The following is a 20024-nucleotide window of genomic DNA, read 5'->3' as shown; positions in this document are numbered from 1 at the left end:
CAAGGATCTCTTTCGTATGTCGAAGGACAAGACCGCACGCCTGAACCGGCTGCTGAACAACGGGCGCTGCCTGGACATCGCGCTGGACCACGGCGTGTGCAACGAGCCCAGCTTCCTCGAAGGCCTGGAAGACATGCCCTCGGTGATGGACCGCCTGCTGGCCGCGCGCCCCGACGCGATCCAGCTCAACTACGGCCAGTCCGACCTGCTGCAGGACCGCCCGGGCCGCGACAAGCCGGCCCTCGTGATGCGCATCGACATGGGCAACCCCTACAACGCCACGCGCCACCGCGTGATGTGGGCCGTGCTGCAGAACGAGCACGACCCGGTGCTGCCGGCGGTGCAGCGCGACGCGGCCTGCGTGGTGGTCAATCTCTTCATGCTGCCGGACGAACCCGACCTGTTCCGCCAGTGCGTGCAGAACATCGCCCGCGTGCGCGCCGACTGCGACCGCTACGGCATGCCGCTGATGATCGAGCCGCTGGTGATGCAGGCGCCTTCGGCCGGCAGCCGCTACGCGGTGGACGGCGACGCCGAGAAGATCGTCACGCTGGTGCGCCTGGCGCGCGACATGGGCGCCGACATCGTCAAGGCCGACCCCACCGCCGACCCCGCCGACTTCCACCGCGTGGTGCAGGCCGCGCGCTGCCCCGTGCTCGTGCGCGGCGGCGGGCGCGAAGACCTGCAGCAGGTGTTCGAGCGCTCGCGCGTGCTGATGGACCAGGGCGCGGTCGGCATGGTGTACGGACGCAACGTGTACCAGCATGCCAACCCGTCGGCGGTGGTGGATGCGCTGATGGCCATGATCCACCGCGGCGCCAGCGCCAAGGAGGCATGGGACATCTACGAATCGGGCGGCGCGAAGAAGTAGCGACGGCGACGCCCCGAGAAAAAAAGAGAGGGAGAGGCTGTACGGCCGGCGGCGCGAGTCGCCGGCCGGGGGTGCGCCTGCGCGCGCATTTTTGCAAGTGACCGACACAACAACCTGGAGGCGACGATGAGAATCCGGTATTACTTGATGGCGTTCCTGCTGCCGTTCGTCACGCTGCTGACGCACGCCGCACTCACCGGGGTCAGTCCGGTGACGACCCTGAACAACATGGCGGCGGCGGTTTCCGCGGCCGTGGCCGACCCGCTCCCGCTGCAGGGGCCGGGCCTGGGCAACCTCACCTACACCTCGGCGGAGCTGTTCAAGCCGGTGTCGATGATCACCAGCGCCGCGCATCCGCTCGATCCGGCGCACAGCAATGCCTACGAATCGCGCGAGGTGCCCGCCACCTACCCGGGCCGCAAGGACTACGGCATGAACGCAGGCATCATGATCAACGGCTACTTCCTCACCTCCTTCGCGCCGGACAGCGGCCTGGGCCCGGGCGGTTTCCTGCTGTACGACGTGTCGAACCCGCGCCAGATCCAGCTCGTGAAGAAGATCTACGAGCCCGAGGGGCGCACCAAGGAGTTCCGCGAGACCCATTCCTTCGGCACCGCGAAGATCGCCGGCAAGACCTACGTGGTGCTGCCCAGCATCAACGGCGTCGAGTTCTGGGACTTCACCGACATCAACGACGTCAAGCAGATCAAGAAGCTGGCGCTGCCCGGCGTCAGCGGCGGCGACTACGAGAACGTCGCCTGGCAGCTGTGGTGGCAGGCGCCCTACCTGTACGTGGCCTCGGCGGGCCGCGGCGTGTTCATCGTCGACGCCACGGATCCCGCGAACGCCGTCATCGCGAACCGCGGCGCGGGCAAGCCCAACCCGGTGCCGACCGGCGAACTCGGCGGCTTTCGCATCGGCCCGATCTTCACCATGGGCAACCACATGGTGCTGACCGCGATGGAAAGCAACGGCGGCTTCGCGAGCCTGGACATCTCGGACCCGCTCAACCCCAAGGTGCTCGATTCGATCGTGGGCACCACGCCCTTCTATTACGCGACCTGCTTCGACGGCAGGAACCTGCACGTCTCCACGCGCAACAGCGGCGCCAAGATGTACAGCTACGACCTGAGCGACCGCTCGCGCTTCGTGGCGGAAGACAACCGGCTGGTCATCGACGAGCAGCTGTACTGCGCCACGCAGGACAACTACGTCATCCAGGGCGCGCAGACCCGCATCCACAAGGTCGACGTGAGCAACCCGCTCAACCACGTGGAAGTGGGCCGCGGCAGCATCCTGCGCGAGGACGACCCGAACTTCTCGCACTCCGACAACGGGCAGGTCGCGATGTTCGGCAACCTCGTCTTCGTGGGCAACGACCACGGCTCGGGCAGCGGCTTCATCGTGCATTCGGTGGACCCCGACACCACCAAGCCCGAGGTGAAGCAGGTCTCGCCCGCCAGCGGCGCGAAGCAGCAGGCGCTGACCTCGCGCATCGGCCTGGGCATGACCGACAACATCCGGCCCGAGAGCGTGAACGCCAACACCTTCATCGTGCGGCCGGTGGGCGGCAACACGCTGGCGGGCACCTACAGCGTGCAGCTGGGCATCATCAACTTCTCGCCCGACCAGCCGCTGCAGCCGGGCACCAGCTATGAAGTGTTCCTGCCCGCCAACGGCGTGAAGGACTATGCGGGCAACGCCATCGCGGCGGACTACAAGTCGGTGTTCCACACCGGCAACGCAAGCGACATCAGCCTCATGCACCACTGGACGCTGGCGGGCAGCCTGTCGGACCAGATCGGCGCCAACAACGGCACGCCGGCCACCGGCGACGCCTTCGAGAGCATCGGCCTGAACTTCGCGAACCGCACGGCCGGCGTGCCGCTGAAGAACGACAGCGTGGCCACCGTGCTCGGCGGCACCGCCTCGCTGAGCTTCTACATGAAGACCACGCAGGCCGGCGCGGCCAACTCGTGGACCGCGCCCGGCATCTTCGGGCGCGACCAGTCGGGCGGCGCGGACGACGTGTTCTGGGGTTGGCTCGACGGCAGCGGGCGCATCAAGCTGTCGGTCGGCAACGACGCGGGCACCGCCTCCTCGGCCGCGGTGAACGACGGCAACTGGCACCACGTGGTGTTGACGCGCGACGCCGCCTCCGGCGCGCAGGCCGTGTACGTCGACGGCGTGAAGACCACCTCCGCCGGGCTCACCGGCACCAAGGGCCTCGCGAACAAGTTCCAGCTGCTGGGGCAGATCCAGGGCAACGCCGCGCTCTTCAAGGGCACGCTGGCGGAAGTGCGGGTGTACGGCCGCGTGCTGAGCGACGCCGACGTGGCCACGCTGCGCGGCCAGGCCGTCATCGGCGACCCCGGCATCGGCGGCGGACCGAAGCTGGTCAACGGCCAGCTGGTGTTCAACCCCGCCACGCTGGGCGCGAGCGGCGCGCAGTACCGCTGGAACTTCGGCAACGGCACGCAGACGAGCTTCTCGAACCAGCCGAACTACACCTACACCTACACGACGCCCGGCCACTACACCGTGACGCTGACGGTGCGCGACGCCCAGGGCCGCGAGACCTACTACACCTACAACCTGACGGTGATCGCGCCGGTCACCGCGCGCGCGCCCACGCACACCACCAACATCGCGGGCGACGCCAACTCGGTGTACTCGGTGAACCCCGACAGCGGCACGGTGGCCGCCATCGACGCGCAGACCCTGGCCAAGCGCTGGGAGACGCGCGTGGGCGACGAGCCGAAGACGCTGGCCGTGGGCCCCGACGGCCGCATCTGGGTGCCGGTGCACGGCGAAGACAAGCTGGTGGCGCTCAACCCGGCCGACGGCACCGTCTCCGCCACCGTGGCGCTGGCCTACGGCAGCGGCCCCTACGGCGTGGTCTTCACGCCCGACGGCGGCCGGGGCCTGCTGACGCTGGAGAGCAGGTCGGTGCTGATGAGCTTCGACCCGGCCAACGGCAACACCACGGGCGCGGTGGCGTTGGAGGGCGACCTGCGTGGCATCGCGGTCGCGGCCGATTCGCAGGTGGCCTACGTCACGCGCTTCAAGTCGAAGATGACGGGGAACCAGCTGCACAAGGTGAACCTGCAGAGCATGAGCGGCATGGGCGCCATCGCGCTGCCGGTGGACACCACCACGGTCGACACCGAGAGCCGCGCGCGCGGCGTGGCCAACTACACCGCGCAGGTGGTGATCTCGCCCGACGGCACGCGCGCCGTGCTGCCTTCGAAGAAGGACAACATCGTGCGCGGCAAATTCCGCGACGGCACGAACCTCGTGCACGACCAGACGGTGCGCTCCATCCTGTCGCAGGTCGACCTGCAGGCGGCGGCGCACAAGTTCGACGAGCAGATCGACTTCGACGACCGGGCACCGGCGCGCGCCGCGCTGTTCTCTCCGGCCGGCGACTACATCTTCGTCGCGCAGATGGAAGGCAACCGCGTGGCCATCGTCGACACCTACAGCCGCTCGATCCGCGGCGAGATCAACGCCAGCAGCGCGCCGCACGGCCTGTACCTGGACGCGGCGCGCAAGCGGCTGTTCGTCAACAACTTCCTGGCGCGCTCGGTGTCGGTGCACGACGTGGCCTCCGTGCTGTCGTCGGAGACCAATGCCCCGAGCTTCCTGCAGAACGTGCAGACGGTGGCGGTGGAGCCGCTGGCGGCCGCGGCGCTTCGCGGCAAGCAGGTGTTCTACAACGCGTCGGACCGCCGCATGAGCAAGGACAACTACCTGTCCTGCGCGAGCTGCCACGCGGACGGCGGCGACGACGGCATGGTGTGGGACTTCACCCAGCGCGGCGAGGGCCTGCGCCGCACCATCAGCCTGCAGGGCCGGCGCGGCACCGGCCACGGCAAGCTGCACTGGACGGCCAACTTCGACGAGGTGCAGGACTTCGAGAACGACATCCGCAACGAGTTCGGCGGCACCGGCTTCCTGAGCAACGCCGACTTCGCGGCCACCTCCGACCCGCTGGGCGCGCCCAAGGCCGGCAAGAACGCGCAGCTCGACGACATGGCGGCCTACCTGAACTCGCTGAGCAAGTTCATGCGCAGCCCCGCGCGCAACGCGGACGGCAGCCTGAGCGCGGACGCGGTGCGCGGACAGACGCTGTTCAACACCACGGCCCAGTGCGCGACCTGCCACAGCGGCGGCACCTTCCGCGACGGACTGCGGCACGACGTGGGCACCATCCAGGCCTCGTCGGGCAAGGGCAGCAACCAGCCGCTGGCGGGCGTGGGCTTCGACACGCCGACGCTGTCGGGCACCTGGAACACCACCGCGTTCTTCCACAACGGCCAGGCCGCGACGCTGCAGGACGTGCTGGCCAGCGGGCACGGCAACGCGTCGAGCCTGCCGCCGAACGACGTGGTGGCGCTGCGCGAGTACGTGCGTTCGCTCGACACGGCCCCGGCCGTCGTCACGCGCATCCGCTCGGACCTGAACCCGACGATGTGCGTGAACATCAAGGGCGCGCTCAACACCAGCGGTACGACCGCGGTGCAATGGCCCTGCGGCAACGCCAACAACGAGAAGTTCACCATCACCACCCTCACGGGCGGCTACGTACAGTTCGTGGCCGAGCACAGCGGCCTGTGCCTGGCGCAGAACGGCACGGCGACGACCAACGCGCCCGTGGTGCAACTGGCCTGCTCGGCCGGCAACACGACGCAGTGGAACGTGATCGGCTCGACCATCCGCAACCGTGCATCGGGCTCGTGCCTGGACATCCCGAACAGCGCGACGGCGCAGGACACGGCGCTGATCACCTGGACCTGCAACGGCGGCAACAACCAGAACTGGACTCAGATGCCCTGACGGGCCGCGGCCGCGCGGCGCGCGCCGGCTACCGGATGAACTGGAAGCCGGCGCCGCGCACCGCGTGCAGCGGCAGCCGCAGGCCGGCCTGCATGGCCTTGCGGCGAAGGCGGCTGACGATGACGTCCAGCCGCTTCGGGTCGGTGTCGTGCGGTGCGACGTCCATGCCGATGAACAGTTCTTCGCGGCTCACGACCTTGCCGTCTTCGCGCAGCAGGCAGGCGAGGAAGGCGCGCTCGGTGGTGGTGAGCTTCAGCGCACGCCCGGCCGGGTCGCACAGCACCCAGTCGCCTTCGGTCAGCTGCCAGCGCGGCGGCGCGGGAGGCGGCGGCGCGCTCACCGCCGCGGGCCGCTCGGCATGCGCCGGCATCATCGCGCGCACGCGGCTGCCCAGCGTGCGGACGGTCGCGACCAGCTCCTCGATGTGGATCGGCTTGACCATGTAGGCGTCGGCGCCTTCGTGCAGGGCCTCGAGTCGGTCATGCACCGCGCCGCGGGCGGACGCCATCACGATGCCGATGGGCCCGGTGGCACGCAGGTTCGACGCGATGGACAGGCCGTCCTCGCCGTTCAGCGCGATGTCGAGCACCGCCACGTCGCAGGGCGCGAGCGCATGGGCCTTGTAGAAGGCCGGGGCGTCGGCCACGCCCTGCACTTCGAGGCCGGTTCGGCTGAGCAGCAGCACCATCTCTTCGCGCAGGTCTTCGTCGTCCTCGACCAGGTAGACGCGCAGCGGCTTCATGTGGAACGCGCCCCGCTCATGGGCACCTCGACACGGAAGACGCTGCCTTGCGGCCCCGAGCGCAGCAGCACGGCAGAACCGCCGTGCGCGCGCGCGATCTCGCTGCACAGGAACAGCCCCAGGCCGGTGCCGCTCGCTTTTCTCGAACTCGTTCCACGGAAAAATCTCTCGAAAATCCTGGCTTGCTCATCCGGCGGAATGCCGCTGCCGAAGTCCTCGACATCCACGCGGGCCATGCCGCCTTCGACCAGTGCGAGGCTGACGCGCACGTCGCACTCGGCGGGTGAATAGTGCACGGCATTTTGCACAAGGTTGTGCAGCGCGATCTCCAGCAGCGCGGCGTCGCCGTCGGTCCAGGCCTCGCACGCGGGCAGCGAGAAGCGGATGCGCGCGCGGTCGGTCGGCCCGAAGGCCTGCACGAGCCGCTCGACCAGCGCGCGCAGGTCGACGCGCTCCACCTTCAGCGCCGCGCCCTCGGCATGAAAGCGGTCGTCGGCCAGGCAGTTGACCACCAGCAGCGTGAGCCGCTGCACCGCGCGCCGGATCTTGGCCAGGCGGGGCTGGATCTCCACGCCCGGCAACGCGATCGACTGCGCGGTGGCGTCGATCACCGCGAGCGGCGTGCGGAATTCATGCGACACCAGCGACACGAACTGGCGCTGCTGCTGCATGGCCTCGCGCTCCGAGGCCAGCGCGCGCTGCAGGCTGGCCTCGGCGAGCCGGCGGCCCTCGATCTCGGCCGCGAGCTGCGCATTGCTGCGGCCCAGCGCCTGGGTGCGCTCATGCACCTTGTCTTCGAGCTGGCGCTCGGCGCGCAGGGCGTCTTCGAGCGCGCGGCCGCGCGCGGCGCGCAACAGCATCTCGGCCTGGCGGGTGCGGTCGGCCACCACGATGGCGAGCAGCAGCATGTAGGCCAGACGCACCGCGGCCCAGGTCACGCCCAGCCCTTCGTCGGGCCCGACATCGACCCACCCCAGCCACTGCAGCCGGCCGAGCCCGCTGGAAAAGGCCAGGAACAGCGTGAGCACCGCCGGCCACGCGAACTGCCACTGCCGCCGCACGAACAGCAACCAGCCCGCCACCAGCACCGATCCGCCCAGCCCCGCAAGATCGATGACGGCCACCCAGAATTCCAGCGGCTCGTGATGCCCGGCCCATGCGGTGGCGCCTATCAGCAGGTTGAGCACCGCAAAGGCCTGCGCGGTGCACCATGCACCCGGCATGTGCCTTCTCAGCTCGAACAGGCGCGCGACGAACAGCACGATGGCCGCCTGCATCAGCCCCTGCAGCGCCGCGCGCAGGCCGAGGTCGCCAAGCCGCTGCGGCTCCCAGGTCGACGGAACGGTCTGCCACGCATGCAGCAGCACGGCCGCGCACATGACGAACGCGAAGTGCAGGAACAGTGTGTCGCGCAGCCAGCGCCAGAACACCAGGTTGATCACCAGCAGCGCGAAGGCCACGCCCATGCTGATGTTGAGGTAGGCGCCGTACTGGCGCTGCTGGCGCTCGAAGCCGCCGCTCTGGAACAGCGAAAAGCCGTCGGCGCTGGGCGTGTCGTCCAGCCGCAGGTAGTAGGTGGTCGGCGATGTCGGCAGGTTCAGCGGAAAGAACAGATCGGTGGTCGCGAAGCGCCAGTTCAGCGGGAACTGCCGGCCGGTGAGGCTTTGTTCGTAAGCGCCGGCTTCCTTCGGTTCGTACAGCTCCACCGAGCCCGGGCGCACCGTGCGCACGCGCAGCAGCCAGTCGTCGGGCGCCAGGTCGGTGCGGGCCAGCGAGAAGCGGACCCAGCACACGGTGCCCTGCGCGCATGCCAGCGGGCCGGCGTCCGGGTCGGCCGGGGTGAAGTCGGCATCGCGTCGACCCGACAGCACCTCCTGCTCGGGCAGCGCGTCGCGCGGACCGCGCAGCACCTCGAGCGAAGACGCGAGGCTGAACGGCTGCGCGAGGCCGTCGCCGTCGTCCACGCGCGCGGCATGCGCGGGAAAGGCGGGCGCAGCCCACATGCCGAGCAGCAGCAACAACAACAGCCACGACGCGAGCGGCAGGCGGCGCAGCCAGTCGGCAAAGCGGGCGGGATCGATCGGGGGAATGGCTCTGCCTCCGGCATGAACGACAAGCCGGCGATTCTCACACCGGGACCATGACCTGCGACGTCATGGACCGCGCGCACCCGCTCTGGGAAAGTACCTCCATCGACCCATCGATCCATCAACCAACCAGGAGAAAACACCATGACCGGCTTCAACATCCTTCCCCTCGCAGTCGCCTTGCTGATCGGCGTCGCGGCCCTCGGCTCCTGCCTGGGCATCGGGCTGGTCGGGCAGAAGTTCCTGGAAAGCACCGCGCGCCAGCCCGAGCTGGTCGACACGCTGCAGACCAAGTTCTTCCTGGTGGCCGGCGTGACCGACGGCGCCTTCATCATCGCCACCGGCATCGGCCTGTGGTTCGCCACGGCCAACCCCTTCGGCTGAAGGGAAGCAAGGCGAAGGGACACGGCGCACTGGCACCATTCGTGCTAGTACCGTTGACACCGAATTGTTTATGGCTAAAGTATTTAGCTATCAACGGTTCGATGCCTCCGCTGCCGCCAACGCGGCGCCGGTGCGTCGTTTCATCCTTCCACGCCGGAGAACCCATGAGCCATCTGTCCCCGAAGTCGCCCGCGCTGCCGCGCACCCTGCTGTCGCTGCTGCTCTGCGGCGCCGCCCTTGGCACCGCCGTGCAGGCCGTGGCCGCGCCCGTCAAGGTGGGCCTGGCCCTCGACATCTCGGGGCCGTTCGCGGCGCTGGGCGCCGAAGCGCGCGACGGCTTCGCGCTGGGCATCAAGCAGCTGGGCGGAAAGCTCGGCGGACAGGACGTGGAGTTCGTGCAGGCCGACATGGCCGGCAGCCCCGACCAGGCCAAGCAGCTGGTCGACCGCATGATCCAGCGCGACAAGATCGACCTCTTCAGCGGTCCCATCGGCTCCAACGTGGCGCTGGCCGTGGGCCCGACGCTGTTCAACGCCAAGGTGCCGTACCTGTCGGCCAACGCGGGCCCCAGCCAGTTCGCGGGTGCGCAGTGCAACGCCTACTTCTTCGGCACCGCCTACCAGAACGACCAGTTCCACGAAGCCGCGGGCAAGTTCGCGCAAGACCGCGCGTTCAAGAAGATCGTGCTGATCGCGCCCAACTACCCGGCCGGCAAGGACGCGCTGGGCGGCTTCAAGCGCCAGTTCAAGGGCCAGGTGGCCGACGAGCTCTACACCAAGCTCGGCCAGATCGACTACGCCGCCGAGCTCGCGCAGCTGCGCGCGGCCAAGCCCGACTCCATCTACTTCTTCCTGCCCGGCGCGATGGGCATCAACTTCATCAAGCAGTTCGTGGGCGCGGGCCTGTCGAAGGACATCACGCTGGTGACCAGCGGCTTCTCTGCCGACGAAGACGTGATCGGCGCCGTGGGCGAGCCGATGCTCGGCCTGTTCAACACATCGCACTGGGCGCACGACCTCGACAACCCCGCCAACAAGGCCTTCGTGGCCGCGTTCCGCAAGGAATACAACGGCCGCTATCCGTCGGTGTACGCGGCGCAGGCCTATGACGCCATCCTCGCGATGGACGCGGCCGTGAAGCAATCCGGCGGCAACGCGCAGAACCGCGAAGCCGTCATCGCCGCACTGAAGAAAGCCAACTACGCCTCGACGCGCGGCAGCTTCAAGTACGCCAACAACCACTACCCCATCGAGAACTTCTACCTGCGCGTGATCGGCAAGGATGCGCAGGGCAAGGTCACGAACAAGCTGATCAACACGGTCTTGACCAACTACGGCGACAGCTACGCCGACAAGTGCCCGCTGAAATAAGGCTCGCCCCCAGGCTGCGCGGCACTTCGTGTCCGCTTCGCCTTCCCCCTGCCGGGGGCAACACCTGAGGCCCGGCGAAGCCGGTTCCTCGGTGTTCACCGAATGAAATGCGGGCAACCCTGTTGATCCTATGAGTGGAATTCTTGTTCTCGAGCAGCTGCTCAACGGCCTCGGCTACGGGCTGATGCTGTTCCTGCTGGCGGCCGGGCTCACGCTGGTGTTCGGCATCATGGACGTGCTGAACCTGGCGCACGGCTCGCTGTTCATGGCGGGCGCCTACGTGGCGGCCGAGGCGCACACGCGCACCGGCTCGTTCGCCGCCGCCATCGTCATCGCGGTGGCGGTCACGGTGGTGGTGGCGCTGCTGCTCGAGGTGCTGCTGATGCGTCGCCTCTACACGCGCGACCATCTGGCGCAGGTGCTCGCCACCTTCGGCGTGATCCTGGTGGCCGACGACATCGTGACGATGGCCTGGGGCCCGTCGCCGGTGATGGCGCCGACGCCGGCCGCGCTCTCGGGTCCGGTGCAGCTCATGGACGGGCTGCCCTACCCGGCCTACCGCCTGGTGATCCTGGCGGGCGGCCTGCTGGTGGCGCTGGCGCTGTACCTGCTGGTGAACCACACGCGCATCGGCATGCGGGTGCGCGCGGGCGCGTCCGACCGGCCGATGGCCGAGCTGATGGGCGTGCGCGTGGGCCGCATCTTCAACGGCGTGTTCCTGCTGGGTGCCGCGCTGGCGGCGCTGGCCGGCGCGCTGATGGGCCCCATCGTCGCGGTGCAGGTCGGCATGGGCGAAGCCATATTGATCCCGGCGCTGGTGGTGCTGGTGATCGGCGGCATCGGTTCGGTGCGCGGCGCCTTCGTGGCCGCACTGCTGGTGGGCGTGGTCGATACCGTGGGGCGGGCCTTCGTGCCGATGCTGCTGCGCGCCACCTTGCCGCCGGCCACGGCGGCCGACCTGGGGCCGCTGTTCGCCGAGGTCGCGATGTACGCGCTGATGGTGGTGGTGCTCATCTTCCGGCCCTCCGGGCTCTTCTCGGCACGCGCATGAAGACCTCACCCTCACGCTACATCGGCCTCGGGCTGCTCCTTGTGCTGCTCGCGGCGTTCCCACTGATCGCGCCTCTATTCGGGCTCGAGTTCTACATCGGCTTCGTGCGGCGCGTGCTCATCGTGGCGCTGGCTGCCGCGAGCCTCAATTTCATCCTCGGCTTCGGCGGCATGGTCGCGCTCGGGCATGCGGGCTTCATCGGCATGGGCGCGTACACGGTGGTGGCGCTCAGCGACGCGGGCGTGATGTCGGGCTGGATCATGTGGCCGGCGGCCGCGCTCGTGGCCGGCCTGGTCGCGGCGCTGATCGGCACGGTGGCGCTGCGCACGCGCGGCGTGTACTTCATCATGACCACGCTGGCCTTCGCGCAGATGCTGTACTTCGTGGTGGTGTCGCTGCGCCGCTATGGCGGCGACGACGGCTACACGCTGATGTCGCGCCCCACGCTGCTGCCCGGCCTCGACTTGGGCAACGAATCGAACTTCTACTGGGTGGTGCTGGCGATCGTCGCGCTCGCGCTGTGGTGGCTGCACCGCGCGACCCGATCGCGCTTCGGCCATGCGCTGATGGGCATCCGCGACAACGAGACGCGCATGCGGGCGCTGGGCTATCCGGTGTTCCGGCTGCAGCTGGTGGCGTTCGCGATTGCCGGTGCCATCGCGGGGCTGGCGGGCGCGCTGCTGGCCGGCGGCAACGGTTTCGTGAGCCCGGCGACGATGCACTGGACGCAGTCGGCCACGCTGCTGGTGATGGTGGTCATCGGCGGGCTGGGGCGCAGCTGGGGCGGGCCCGTGGGGGCTGTCGTGTGGCTGGTGCTCGAGGAAGTGCTCAAGCAGCACACGGAGCATTGGCACATGCCGCTCGGGTTGCTGCTGATCGCCGTTGCGTTGTGGGCGCCCAAAGGTTTGGCCGCGTTGTACAGGCGCCGCTTGCCTCTCACCCCGACCCTCTCCCCTGAGGGGCAAGGGAGCAAGACGACACCATGAGCCTTTTCAGAATCGAAGGGTTGGTCAAGCGCTTCGGCGGCCTGCTGGCGACCGACCATGTGAACCTCACGGTGGAGCGCGGCGAAGTGCATGCGCTCATCGGGCCGAACGGCGCGGGCAAGACCACGCTGGTGAACCTCATCACCGGGCTGCTGAAGGCCGACGCCGGCCGCCTGCTGCTCGACGAGAAAGACATCACCTCGCTGAAAGACCACCAGCGCGTGGCCGCCGGCATGTCGCGCTGCTTCCAGGTGACGCGCGTGTTCGCCAAGGAAACGGTGCACGACAACCTCATGCTCGCCGCGCAGGCCCATGCGGGCAGCAGCCTGCGCTTCATGGCGCCGCGCGCGAAGGAGCATGACCTGATCGACCGCGCAGTGGCACTGGCCGACCGCGTGGGGCTGGGCGGCGAACGCGACCGCATCGCGGGCACGCTGCCGCACGGCGCTCAGCGCGCGCTCGACGTGGCGCTCGCGCTCGCGGCCGAACCCAAGCTGCTGCTGCTCGACGAGCCGATGGCCGGCATGGGCCCCGACGAATCCGCGCGCATGGTCGAGCTGATCGAATCGCTGCGCGCGTCGATGGCCATCCTGCTGATCGAGCACGACATGGACGCCGTGTTCCGCCTGGCCAACCGGCTCACGGTGCTGGTGCAGGGCAAGGTGCTGATGAGCGGCACGGCCGACGAAGTGCGGGGCCACCCCGATGTGCAGGCCGTCTACCTCGGCACCGAAGCGGAAGGCCACTCATGAACACGGCCACGACATTGCTCGAAGCGAAGGCCATCGAGGCCGGCTACGGCGCGAGCCAGGTGCTGTTCGGCATCGACATCGAGATCCGCCCCGGCGAAGTGCTCGCGCTGCTCGGCCGCAACGGCATGGGCAAGAGCACGCTGCTGAAGGTGCTGACCGGCACGCTGGCGCCGATGCGCGGCGACGTGCGCTTCGACGGCGCGGCCATCGGCGGCCACAAGCCCGACGCCATCGCACGGCGCGGCGTGGCCATCGTGCCCGAGGGGCGGCATGTGTTCCCGAACCTCAGCGTCGACGAGCACCTGCGAGCCTTCGCGCGGCCGCGCCCCGGCAGCGCGCCACGCTGGACGGTGCAGGCGCTCTACGGCCTCTTTCCGCGCCTGTCGGAGCGCAAGGCCAACGCGGGCAACCAGCTCTCCGGCGGCGAGCAGCAGATGCTGGCCATCGCGCGGGCTCTCTCAACGCACCCGCGCCTGCTGATCCTCGACGAAGCCACCGAAGGCCTCGCACCGGTGATCCGCGAGGAAATCTGGCATTGCATCGCCACGCTCAAGGCCGAGGGCGAAGCGATCCTGGTGGTCGACAAGTACGTGCAGCGCCTGCTGCCGCTGGCCAACCGCCATGTGATCCTGGAACGCGGGCGCGTGGTGTGGCAGGGCGACTCGGCGGCGCTGGATGCCGACCGGTCGCTCTGGACGCGCTACCTGGGCGTCTAGAGGAGGCTCACGCCGCCACCGCGGCCGGGTGCCGTACACCCGGCGAACGCATCGCCAGCACGAACACCACCGCCGCGCAGGCCGCGATGCCAGCCACCATCGGCAATGGCTTCCCATTGGCGAAGGGCGCGACCAACGCCACCATCAACGCGCCGCCGGCGAAGTTCATCGTGCCGATCAGCGCCGACGCGGTGCCCGCGAGCGATGCATGCCCCTCCATCGCCAGCACGAAGGTCGCGGGCACGATCAGGCCGTTGACGCCATAGCCGATCATCAGCAGCACCACCATCACCGCAAGCCGGTCGATGCCCGCGAGCGTCAGCACCAGCAGCAAGCCTATGGAGCCGGCCTGCACCATCACCGCGGTGCGCAGCACGCGCCGGATGCCGAATCGGGTAACCAGCCAGCCGTTGGCCTGGGACAGCGCGAGCAGCGACACCGCATTGAGCGCGAACAGCAGCGCGTACTGCCTCGGCGACACGCCGTAATGCGCGCTCATCACGAAGGGCGAATTGGCCACATAGACGAAAAAGGCCGATACGGTGAAAGAGGCCATGAAAGCCAGCGCCATGAAGCGGCGGTCGCGCAGCAGCAAGCCGTAGCCGGCCATCGCACTGCGGAAGTTGCTCGACAGGCGTGCGGCGGCGGGCCGCGTCTCGGGCAGGAAGGCCATCAGCATCGCCAGGCCCGCGAGCCCCAGCGCCGCGACCACGCCGAACACCGCGCGCCAGCCCACCGACTCGGCCACGAAGCTGCCGACCAGCGGCGCGAGGATCGGCGACACGCTATAGACCATGAGCAGCAGCGACATCATGCGTGCCGCTTCGGGGCCGGTGTACAGGTCGCGCACCACGGCGCGCGGCGTCACCATGCAGGCACAGGCGCCGAGCCCCTGGAGGAAGCGCAGCGCGATCAGCACGCCGACGTCCGGCGCCAGCGCGCAGCCGATGCTCGCGAGCATGAACAGCACGAGGCCCGCGACCATCGGCCTGCGGCGCCCGAACATGTCCGACAGCGGCCCCGCCACCAACTGGCCGGCACCGACCGCGATGAAGAAGGCCATCAGGCTGGCCTGCATCGCATGCGGATCTGCCCCCAGAGCGTGGCCGATGGCGGGCAGCGCCGGCAGGTACATGTCGATGGCGAAAGGACCGATCGTGGTGAGCAGGCCCAGCACGATGGCGTAGCGGGAAACTTGAGCGTTCGAAGAGGACATGCGCCAATGGTCGCGCTTCGGCCTGAATGATTGAATAATCGAGAGGCCGCTTTTCTTATTCATTCGTACGGAAATCATGGACCCGCTGTCCGATGTGCTGTCGATGCTCACAGTGAGCAGCACGCTCTCGTCGCGCTTCGAGGCGCGCGGGCGCTGGGCTTTCCGCTATTCGCAGTACGCCTCGCACATCAAGCTGGGCTGCGTGCTCACCGGCCGCTTCCAGTTGCATGTCGACGGCGCGGCCGTGCCCGTCGTGCTGGAGGCCGGCGACTTCTTTCTGCTGACCAACGGCTTGCCCTTCTCGGCGTCGAGCGACCCGCCCGGGCCGCTGCGGGACGGCACGCAACTCAACCGCGACCATCGCGGACCCGACGGCGTGCTGCGCTACGACGGCCAGGGCGCGCAAGACGGCCCGCTCGTGGTGCTGGCCAGCGGCCGGTTCGCGCTCACCGGCGAGGCGGGCGAACTGCTGCTGCGCCATCTGCCGCCGCTGATTCACCTGCGCGCGAGCGACCCCGGCGCCACGCCGCTGCGGGGCCTGCTCGACCTGCTGGGTTGGGAAACGGCCGAGCCGCGGCCGGGCGCTTCGATCGCGCAGACGCACCTTGCCGCGCTGGTTCTCGTGCAGGCATTGCGCGTGCACCTGGCGAACGCGCCGCAGCCCGAAGGCTGGCTCGGCGCAATGACGGATGCGCGCATCGGCGAAGCACTGTCGCGCATGCACGGCGACATCGCGCAACCATGGACCGTGGAGCGGCTCGCGCAATCGGCGGGCATGTCGCGCACGGCCTTCGCCGTGCGCTTCAAGACACTGACGGGAACCACGCCGCTGGACTACCTGGGCGGCTGGCGCATGACGGTCGCGCGCAATGCGCTGCGGCACAGCGACGAGGCGATCGCACGCATCGCGGAGCGCATCGGCTACCAGTCGGAGACCGCCTTCAGCGCGGCCTTCCGGCGCATGGTGGGCGAAAGCCCGGGGCGCTTTCGTACGCTCAGCCGCAGCGAGCGCTCGGCCGGGCTCTAGGGTGTTCCTGCCGCCGGCACGGCCATGGCCGGCGCGCCGAAGTCAGAAGGCGAACATGCACCCTTATTCGGGTGCCGCGTCGAGCTGCAGCACCAGATCCCGGCTGGCCTGGTTCATGCCGGTGACCTCCACCGTGCTGCCATGCTTGCGCAGCCGCTCGACCACCTTCCTGAGCGCGGCCACCGCCGTCACGTCCCAGAAATGCGCTGCCGACACATCGATGCGTACCGGCGCGCCGTCGATCTCGCGCACGTCGAAGGCATCGACCAGCATGTCGGCCGACGCGAAGAACACCTGGCCCCGCACGCGATAGACCCGCGCCGCGCCCTCCTCGCCCGGCTGCGCATCCACATGCAGCAGGCGCGCGACCTTGAAGGTGAAGAACACACCGCTGAGCATCACGCCGGTGGCCACGCCCGCGGCCAGGTTGTCGGTGGCGACGGTGACGGCCACCGTCGCGAGCATCACCGCGCTGGACATGCGCGGGTGGCGCACCAGCGCGCGCAGCGAGCCCCAGTCGAAGGTGGAGGCCGAGACCATCACCATGATCGCCACCAGCGCCGCCACCGGCACCTGCGACACCCAGGGCTTGAGCGCCACCATGAGGATCAGCAGGAAGGCACCCGCGAACAGCGTCGACAGGCGTCCGCGCCCACCGTAGCGCACGTTGCTCACCGTCTGGCCGATCATTCCGCAGCCGGCGATGCCGCCGAAGAAGCTGGCCGCCACGTTGGCCACGCCCAGGCCGCTGCATTCGCGGTTCTTCGAACTCGGCGTGTCGGTCAGTTCGTCGACCACGCTGGCGGTCATCATCGATTCGAGCAGGCCGACCATCGCAATGGCGAAGGCAGGCAGCGCGATGATGCGCAGCGTCTCCAGCGTCAGCGGCACATCGGGCAGCGCGAAGGCCGGCAGCGCGCCGGGCAGTTGCCCCAGGTCGGCCACCGTCTTGAGCGGCAGGTCCAGCCAGTGGCCCACCAGCGTCACGACCACGATGCACACCAGCGGCGACGGCACGGCGGTGGTGATGCGCGGCAGCAGGTAGATGACGGCCAGCCCGAGGCCCACCATGGCCCAGGTCGCCATGTTGGCGCCGATGAAGTGCGGCATCTGCGCCGCGAAGATCAGGATCGCCAGCGCATTGACGAACCCCGTGCGCACCGACGACGACACGAAGCGCATCAGCACCCCGAGCCGCAGCAGCCCGAACACGATCTGCATCAGGCCCGCGAGCACGCCCGCCGCCAGCAGGTACGGCAGGCCGTGCGCATGCACCAGCGGCGCGGCCACCAGCGCCACCGAACCGGCGGCGGCCGACACCATCGCCGGGCGTCCACCCGTGAAGGCGATGACGATGCCGATGACGAAAGAGGCGAACAGACCCACGGCCGGATCGACGCCGGCCACGAAAGAGAAAGCGATGACCTCGGGAATGAGCGCGAAGGTGGCGACGGCGCCCGCCATCAGTTCGCGGGGAATGCTCGGGCACCATTCGGCGCGCAGGCGGCTGTGCGGGGAAGAAGACATGAGAAGAAGAAATAGAAGGCTGCCCGCATCGGCCGAGGGGGCGATGCGGGCCACGGGCAGGAGGCGAAAAGGAAGCCGGCTTGCTTGCGGCTCCCCGGGGTTTCGTGGCGGCCGCAGAGGCCGCCGCGCGTCACTGCGCAGCCTTCAAGGAGGCGTCGGCCGCGAGCAGCCTGACTGCCGGCGGCGGATGGGAAAGCGGGGCATCCTTGGACACATGGGTTGCGATTGTAGGCAGCCCACCCTCGGCGGCCGTTACACCGAGCGCGTGATGCCGCCGTCCACCCGCAGGTTCTGCCCCGTGATGTAGCCGCCGCCTTCAGACGCCAGGAAGCCGATGACGGCCGCGATCTCGCTGCTCTTGCCGTAGCGGCCCATCGGAATGCGCGAGCGGAACTCGGCCTTCTCGGGCAGGCTGTCGATGAAGCCCGGCAGCACGTTGTTCATGCGCACGTTCTGCGCGGCGTACTTGTCGGCGAAGAGCTTGGTGAAGGCCGCGAGGCCCGCGCGGAACACGCCCGAGGTCGGAAACACCGGGTCGGGCTCGAATGCGGCGAAGGTCGAGATGTTGATGATGCTGCCGCCGCCCTGCGCCACCATCAGCGGTGCGACAAGGCGGGCGGGCCGCACCGCGCTCAGCAGGTAGACGTCCATGCCGCGATGCCAGTCTTCGTCGGTGATGTCCAGGATGGGCGCGCGCGGACCGTGGCCGGCGCTGTTGACCAGCACATCGACGCGGCCCCACTGGTCGGTGACCTTGTCCACCAGGCGCTTGATGTCGTCGTTCGACTGGTTCGAGCCCGTCACGCCGATGCCGCCCAGCTCGGCAGCCAGCGCTTCGCCCTTGCCCGACGACGAAAGAATGGCGACGCGAAAACCATCGTCCGCGAGCTTGCGGGCCGCGGCAGCGCCCATGCCGCTGCCACCGGCGGTGACGATGGCTACTTTTTTCTGTGCTTCAGAAGACATGCGAAGGTTCCTTGGGTCATGCGAAGCCTGCATTTAGCCAAGGATCGGGTTCCCCTGCCAAGCACGGGCCCGGATCACTTCTCGCAGGTGCGCTGACGCTCGACCTGTTTTGTCATCTGGACGATCTCGTGCTCGACGCACATGGACCGTGCCATCTGCGCCATTGATCCTCCGCCATAGTCCTTCGCCGCGCTGCGCTCGCAGCCTTGGTCGCGCTTTTTTTCCCACCGGGCGATCCTGGCTTCGAGGCTCTCCTTGCAGGCCGGCAACTGCTGCACCTTGCTGGCTAGCGCGTGCTTCAGTTTCAAGTCGGCCGCAACGGCATCGCGATATGCGCAGATATTCATCGCGGATTGACTCGCCTCGCAGCGAGACAGAAGACCGCGCAATTCGTCCTCGGAGATCCCGGAGCGTTGCGCCAAGGCGGTGATTACCTCCTGGGGATCGGGTTCATATTTCGCAGGAGAAGCTGCGAATGCACCCGAGACCGCGAACGCTGCCAGCAGGGAAACGAATATGTGCTTCATCGTGCGGGCCGCCCCTGCGCCGCTGGTCGCGCAGGCATGTGAAGGCGATCCACCAACTGAGCGTCCGGCTGCGCTTCCGTTATGGCCACTCAAACCCCTTGTTGTGCCTTGAAGGTCCGCGTTCTACCAGCGCCTCATGACGTGGCATCCAGTGACCAAGCACAACGAGCACTGCTCTTGCGCGGGTCGATCAACAAGTGCGCTGAACGCTCACGCTGGCGGGGTGCCTTGCGCAGCGAAACAAAGGGGGAGGTGCGATAGCCCGAAGGCCGGAGGACATTCGCGGAGCAAGGTACCCCGTCGGCGTGAGCGAGCCCCGAACAGCCGCGCCTCAAATAACAGCTCAGGCAGTCGGCAAAGTAGCCTGCATCGAAGCACGCTGGTTGAACACCTCGAACCACTTCGCGCTGTTCGGCGCCTCCGCGCGCCAGTTCACATCCGGGAAGCGGAAGTCCATGTACCCCAGCGCGCAGCCGAAGGCGATGGTGCCGATGTCGACGCGATCGCCGAAGGAAGGCGCGGCCGTCTCGAGCCATTCGAGGCCGGTGCGCACCTTCGACAACTGGCCGTCGGTCCAGTCTGCCCAGCGCAAGGCCTCGGGACGCAGCACGTTTTCATAGCGCGCGAGCAGCGCCGCCCCCGTCATGCCATCGGCCAGCGACAACTCCGTCAGGCGCGCCCAGCGGTCCGCGCCTTCCGCCGGGAACAGCTTGCCCGACTGCACGGCGTTCAGGTATTCGCAGATCACGCGGCTGTCGAACAGCACCTGGCCGTCGTCGGTGAGGAAAGTCGGCACCTGGCCGAGCGGGTTCTTCGGGATGATGGTGGCGTCGCGCTTCACCGGGCCGGCCGCGCTCGGCAGCTTCTCGATGCGATCGGCAATGCCGAGCTCGTGCGCCACGACCATGCACTTGCGAACGAACGGGGATGCGGGAGAAAAGAAGATTTTCATGACGAGGTGCG

Annotated in this window: 16 protein-coding genes; 9 read left to right on the top strand and 7 right to left on the bottom strand. The window is 68.6% G+C overall.

Features of this window, described 5'->3' with window-relative positions; all coding sequences use genetic code 11:
* Positions 1–16: 16 nt before the first annotated feature.
* Positions 17–871, top strand: coding sequence for a class I fructose-bisphosphate aldolase (locus L3V85_RS04610; RefSeq protein ID WP_237678228.1), 855 nt, complete (start codon positions 17–19; stop codon positions 869–871).
* Positions 872–997: 126 nt separating this feature from the next.
* A complete protein-coding gene (locus L3V85_RS04605) occupies positions 998–5710 on the top strand; it encodes an Ig-like domain-containing protein (RefSeq protein WP_237678227.1) in 4713 nt (1570 codons plus the stop codon).
* A gap of 28 nt (positions 5711–5738) precedes the next feature.
* Here the strand turns inward: L3V85_RS04605 and L3V85_RS04600 are convergent, their stop codons facing one another.
* Both L3V85_RS04600 and L3V85_RS04595 read right to left on the bottom strand, forming a co-directional pair.
* Positions 5739–6452 carry a response regulator transcription factor gene (locus L3V85_RS04600; RefSeq protein WP_237678226.1) on the bottom strand — a complete coding sequence of 238 codons (714 nt, stop codon included), beginning with the start codon at positions 6450–6452 and terminating at the stop codon, positions 5739–5741.
* Positions 6449–8476 (bottom strand): sensor histidine kinase, encoded by a 2028-nt coding sequence (locus L3V85_RS04595; protein WP_237678225.1) that lies wholly within the window; start codon positions 8474–8476, stop codon positions 6449–6451. The genes L3V85_RS04600 and L3V85_RS04595 overlap by 4 nt, the downstream gene beginning before the upstream one ends.
* Before the next feature lie 207 nt (positions 8477–8683).
* On the opposite strand from L3V85_RS04595, the gene atpE reads away from it, so the two are divergent.
* From atpE to L3V85_RS04565, 6 genes are all read left to right on the top strand, one after another.
* Positions 8684–8923 carry a F0F1 ATP synthase subunit C gene (gene atpE, locus L3V85_RS04590; protein ID WP_012745530.1) on the top strand — a complete coding sequence of 80 codons (240 nt, stop codon included), beginning with the start codon at positions 8684–8686 and terminating at the stop codon, positions 8921–8923.
* A gap of 164 nt (positions 8924–9087) precedes the next feature.
* Positions 9088–10293 (top strand): ABC transporter substrate-binding protein, encoded by a 1206-nt coding sequence (locus tag L3V85_RS04585; protein ID WP_237678224.1) that lies wholly within the window; start codon positions 9088–9090, stop codon positions 10291–10293.
* Between the two features lie 130 nt (positions 10294–10423).
* Positions 10424–11344 (top strand): branched-chain amino acid ABC transporter permease, encoded by a 921-nt coding sequence (locus L3V85_RS04580; protein ID WP_237678223.1) that lies wholly within the window; start codon positions 10424–10426, stop codon positions 11342–11344.
* On the top strand, positions 11341–12330 hold the full coding sequence (locus tag L3V85_RS04575; RefSeq protein WP_237678222.1) for a branched-chain amino acid ABC transporter permease: 990 nt from the start codon (positions 11341–11343) through the stop codon (positions 12328–12330). Before L3V85_RS04580 ends, L3V85_RS04575 begins: the two co-directional genes overlap by 4 nt.
* Positions 12327–13082: an ABC transporter ATP-binding protein gene (locus L3V85_RS04570; RefSeq protein ID WP_237678221.1), complete on the top strand. Its 756-nt coding sequence runs from the start codon at positions 12327–12329 to the stop codon at positions 13080–13082. The genes L3V85_RS04575 and L3V85_RS04570 overlap by 4 nt, the downstream gene beginning before the upstream one ends.
* Positions 13079–13798 carry an ABC transporter ATP-binding protein gene (locus L3V85_RS04565; protein ID WP_237678220.1) on the top strand — a complete coding sequence of 240 codons (720 nt, stop codon included), beginning with the start codon at positions 13079–13081 and terminating at the stop codon, positions 13796–13798. Before L3V85_RS04570 ends, L3V85_RS04565 begins: the two co-directional genes overlap by 4 nt.
* Before the next feature lie 7 nt (positions 13799–13805).
* Here L3V85_RS04565 and L3V85_RS04560 read toward each other — a convergent pair whose 3' ends face one another.
* Positions 13806–15014 carry a multidrug effflux MFS transporter gene (locus L3V85_RS04560; RefSeq protein ID WP_237678219.1) on the bottom strand — a complete coding sequence of 403 codons (1209 nt, stop codon included), beginning with the start codon at positions 15012–15014 and terminating at the stop codon, positions 13806–13808.
* Positions 15015–15090: 76 nt separating this feature from the next.
* Here L3V85_RS04560 and L3V85_RS04555 point away from each other — a divergent pair, with 76 nt between their 5' ends.
* Positions 15091–16041, top strand: a complete 951-nt coding sequence (locus L3V85_RS04555) for an AraC family transcriptional regulator (RefSeq protein WP_237678218.1) — start codon at positions 15091–15093, stop codon at positions 16039–16041.
* A 63-nt stretch (positions 16042–16104) separates the two neighbouring features.
* On the opposite strand, the gene L3V85_RS04550 is transcribed toward L3V85_RS04555, so the two are convergent.
* From L3V85_RS04550 to L3V85_RS04535, 4 genes are all read right to left on the bottom strand, one after another.
* The gene (locus L3V85_RS04550; protein WP_237678217.1) at positions 16105–17568 is read right to left on the bottom strand and encodes a SulP family inorganic anion transporter; all 1464 of its coding nucleotides are present in this window, start codon (positions 17566–17568) and stop codon (positions 16105–16107) included.
* Positions 17569–17820: 252 nt separating this feature from the next.
* A complete protein-coding gene (locus L3V85_RS04545) occupies positions 17821–18534 on the bottom strand; it encodes an SDR family oxidoreductase (RefSeq protein ID WP_237678216.1) in 714 nt (237 codons plus the stop codon).
* Between the two features lie 74 nt (positions 18535–18608).
* Entirely contained in the window at positions 18609–19061 is a 453-nt protein-coding gene (locus L3V85_RS04540; protein WP_237678215.1) for a lysozyme inhibitor LprI family protein, read from the bottom strand.
* Between the two features lie 343 nt (positions 19062–19404).
* Positions 19405–20013, bottom strand: coding sequence for a glutathione S-transferase (locus L3V85_RS04535; protein WP_237678214.1), 609 nt, complete (start codon positions 20011–20013; stop codon positions 19405–19407).
* Positions 20014–20024: the final 11 nt, after the last annotated feature.

Source organism: Variovorax paradoxus (assembly GCF_022009635.1).
Lineage (GTDB): Bacteria > Pseudomonadota > Gammaproteobacteria > Burkholderiales > Burkholderiaceae_C > Variovorax.
The sequence above is the reverse complement of the archived record's forward strand: the minus strand, read 5'-3'. Positions and strand labels throughout refer to the sequence as shown.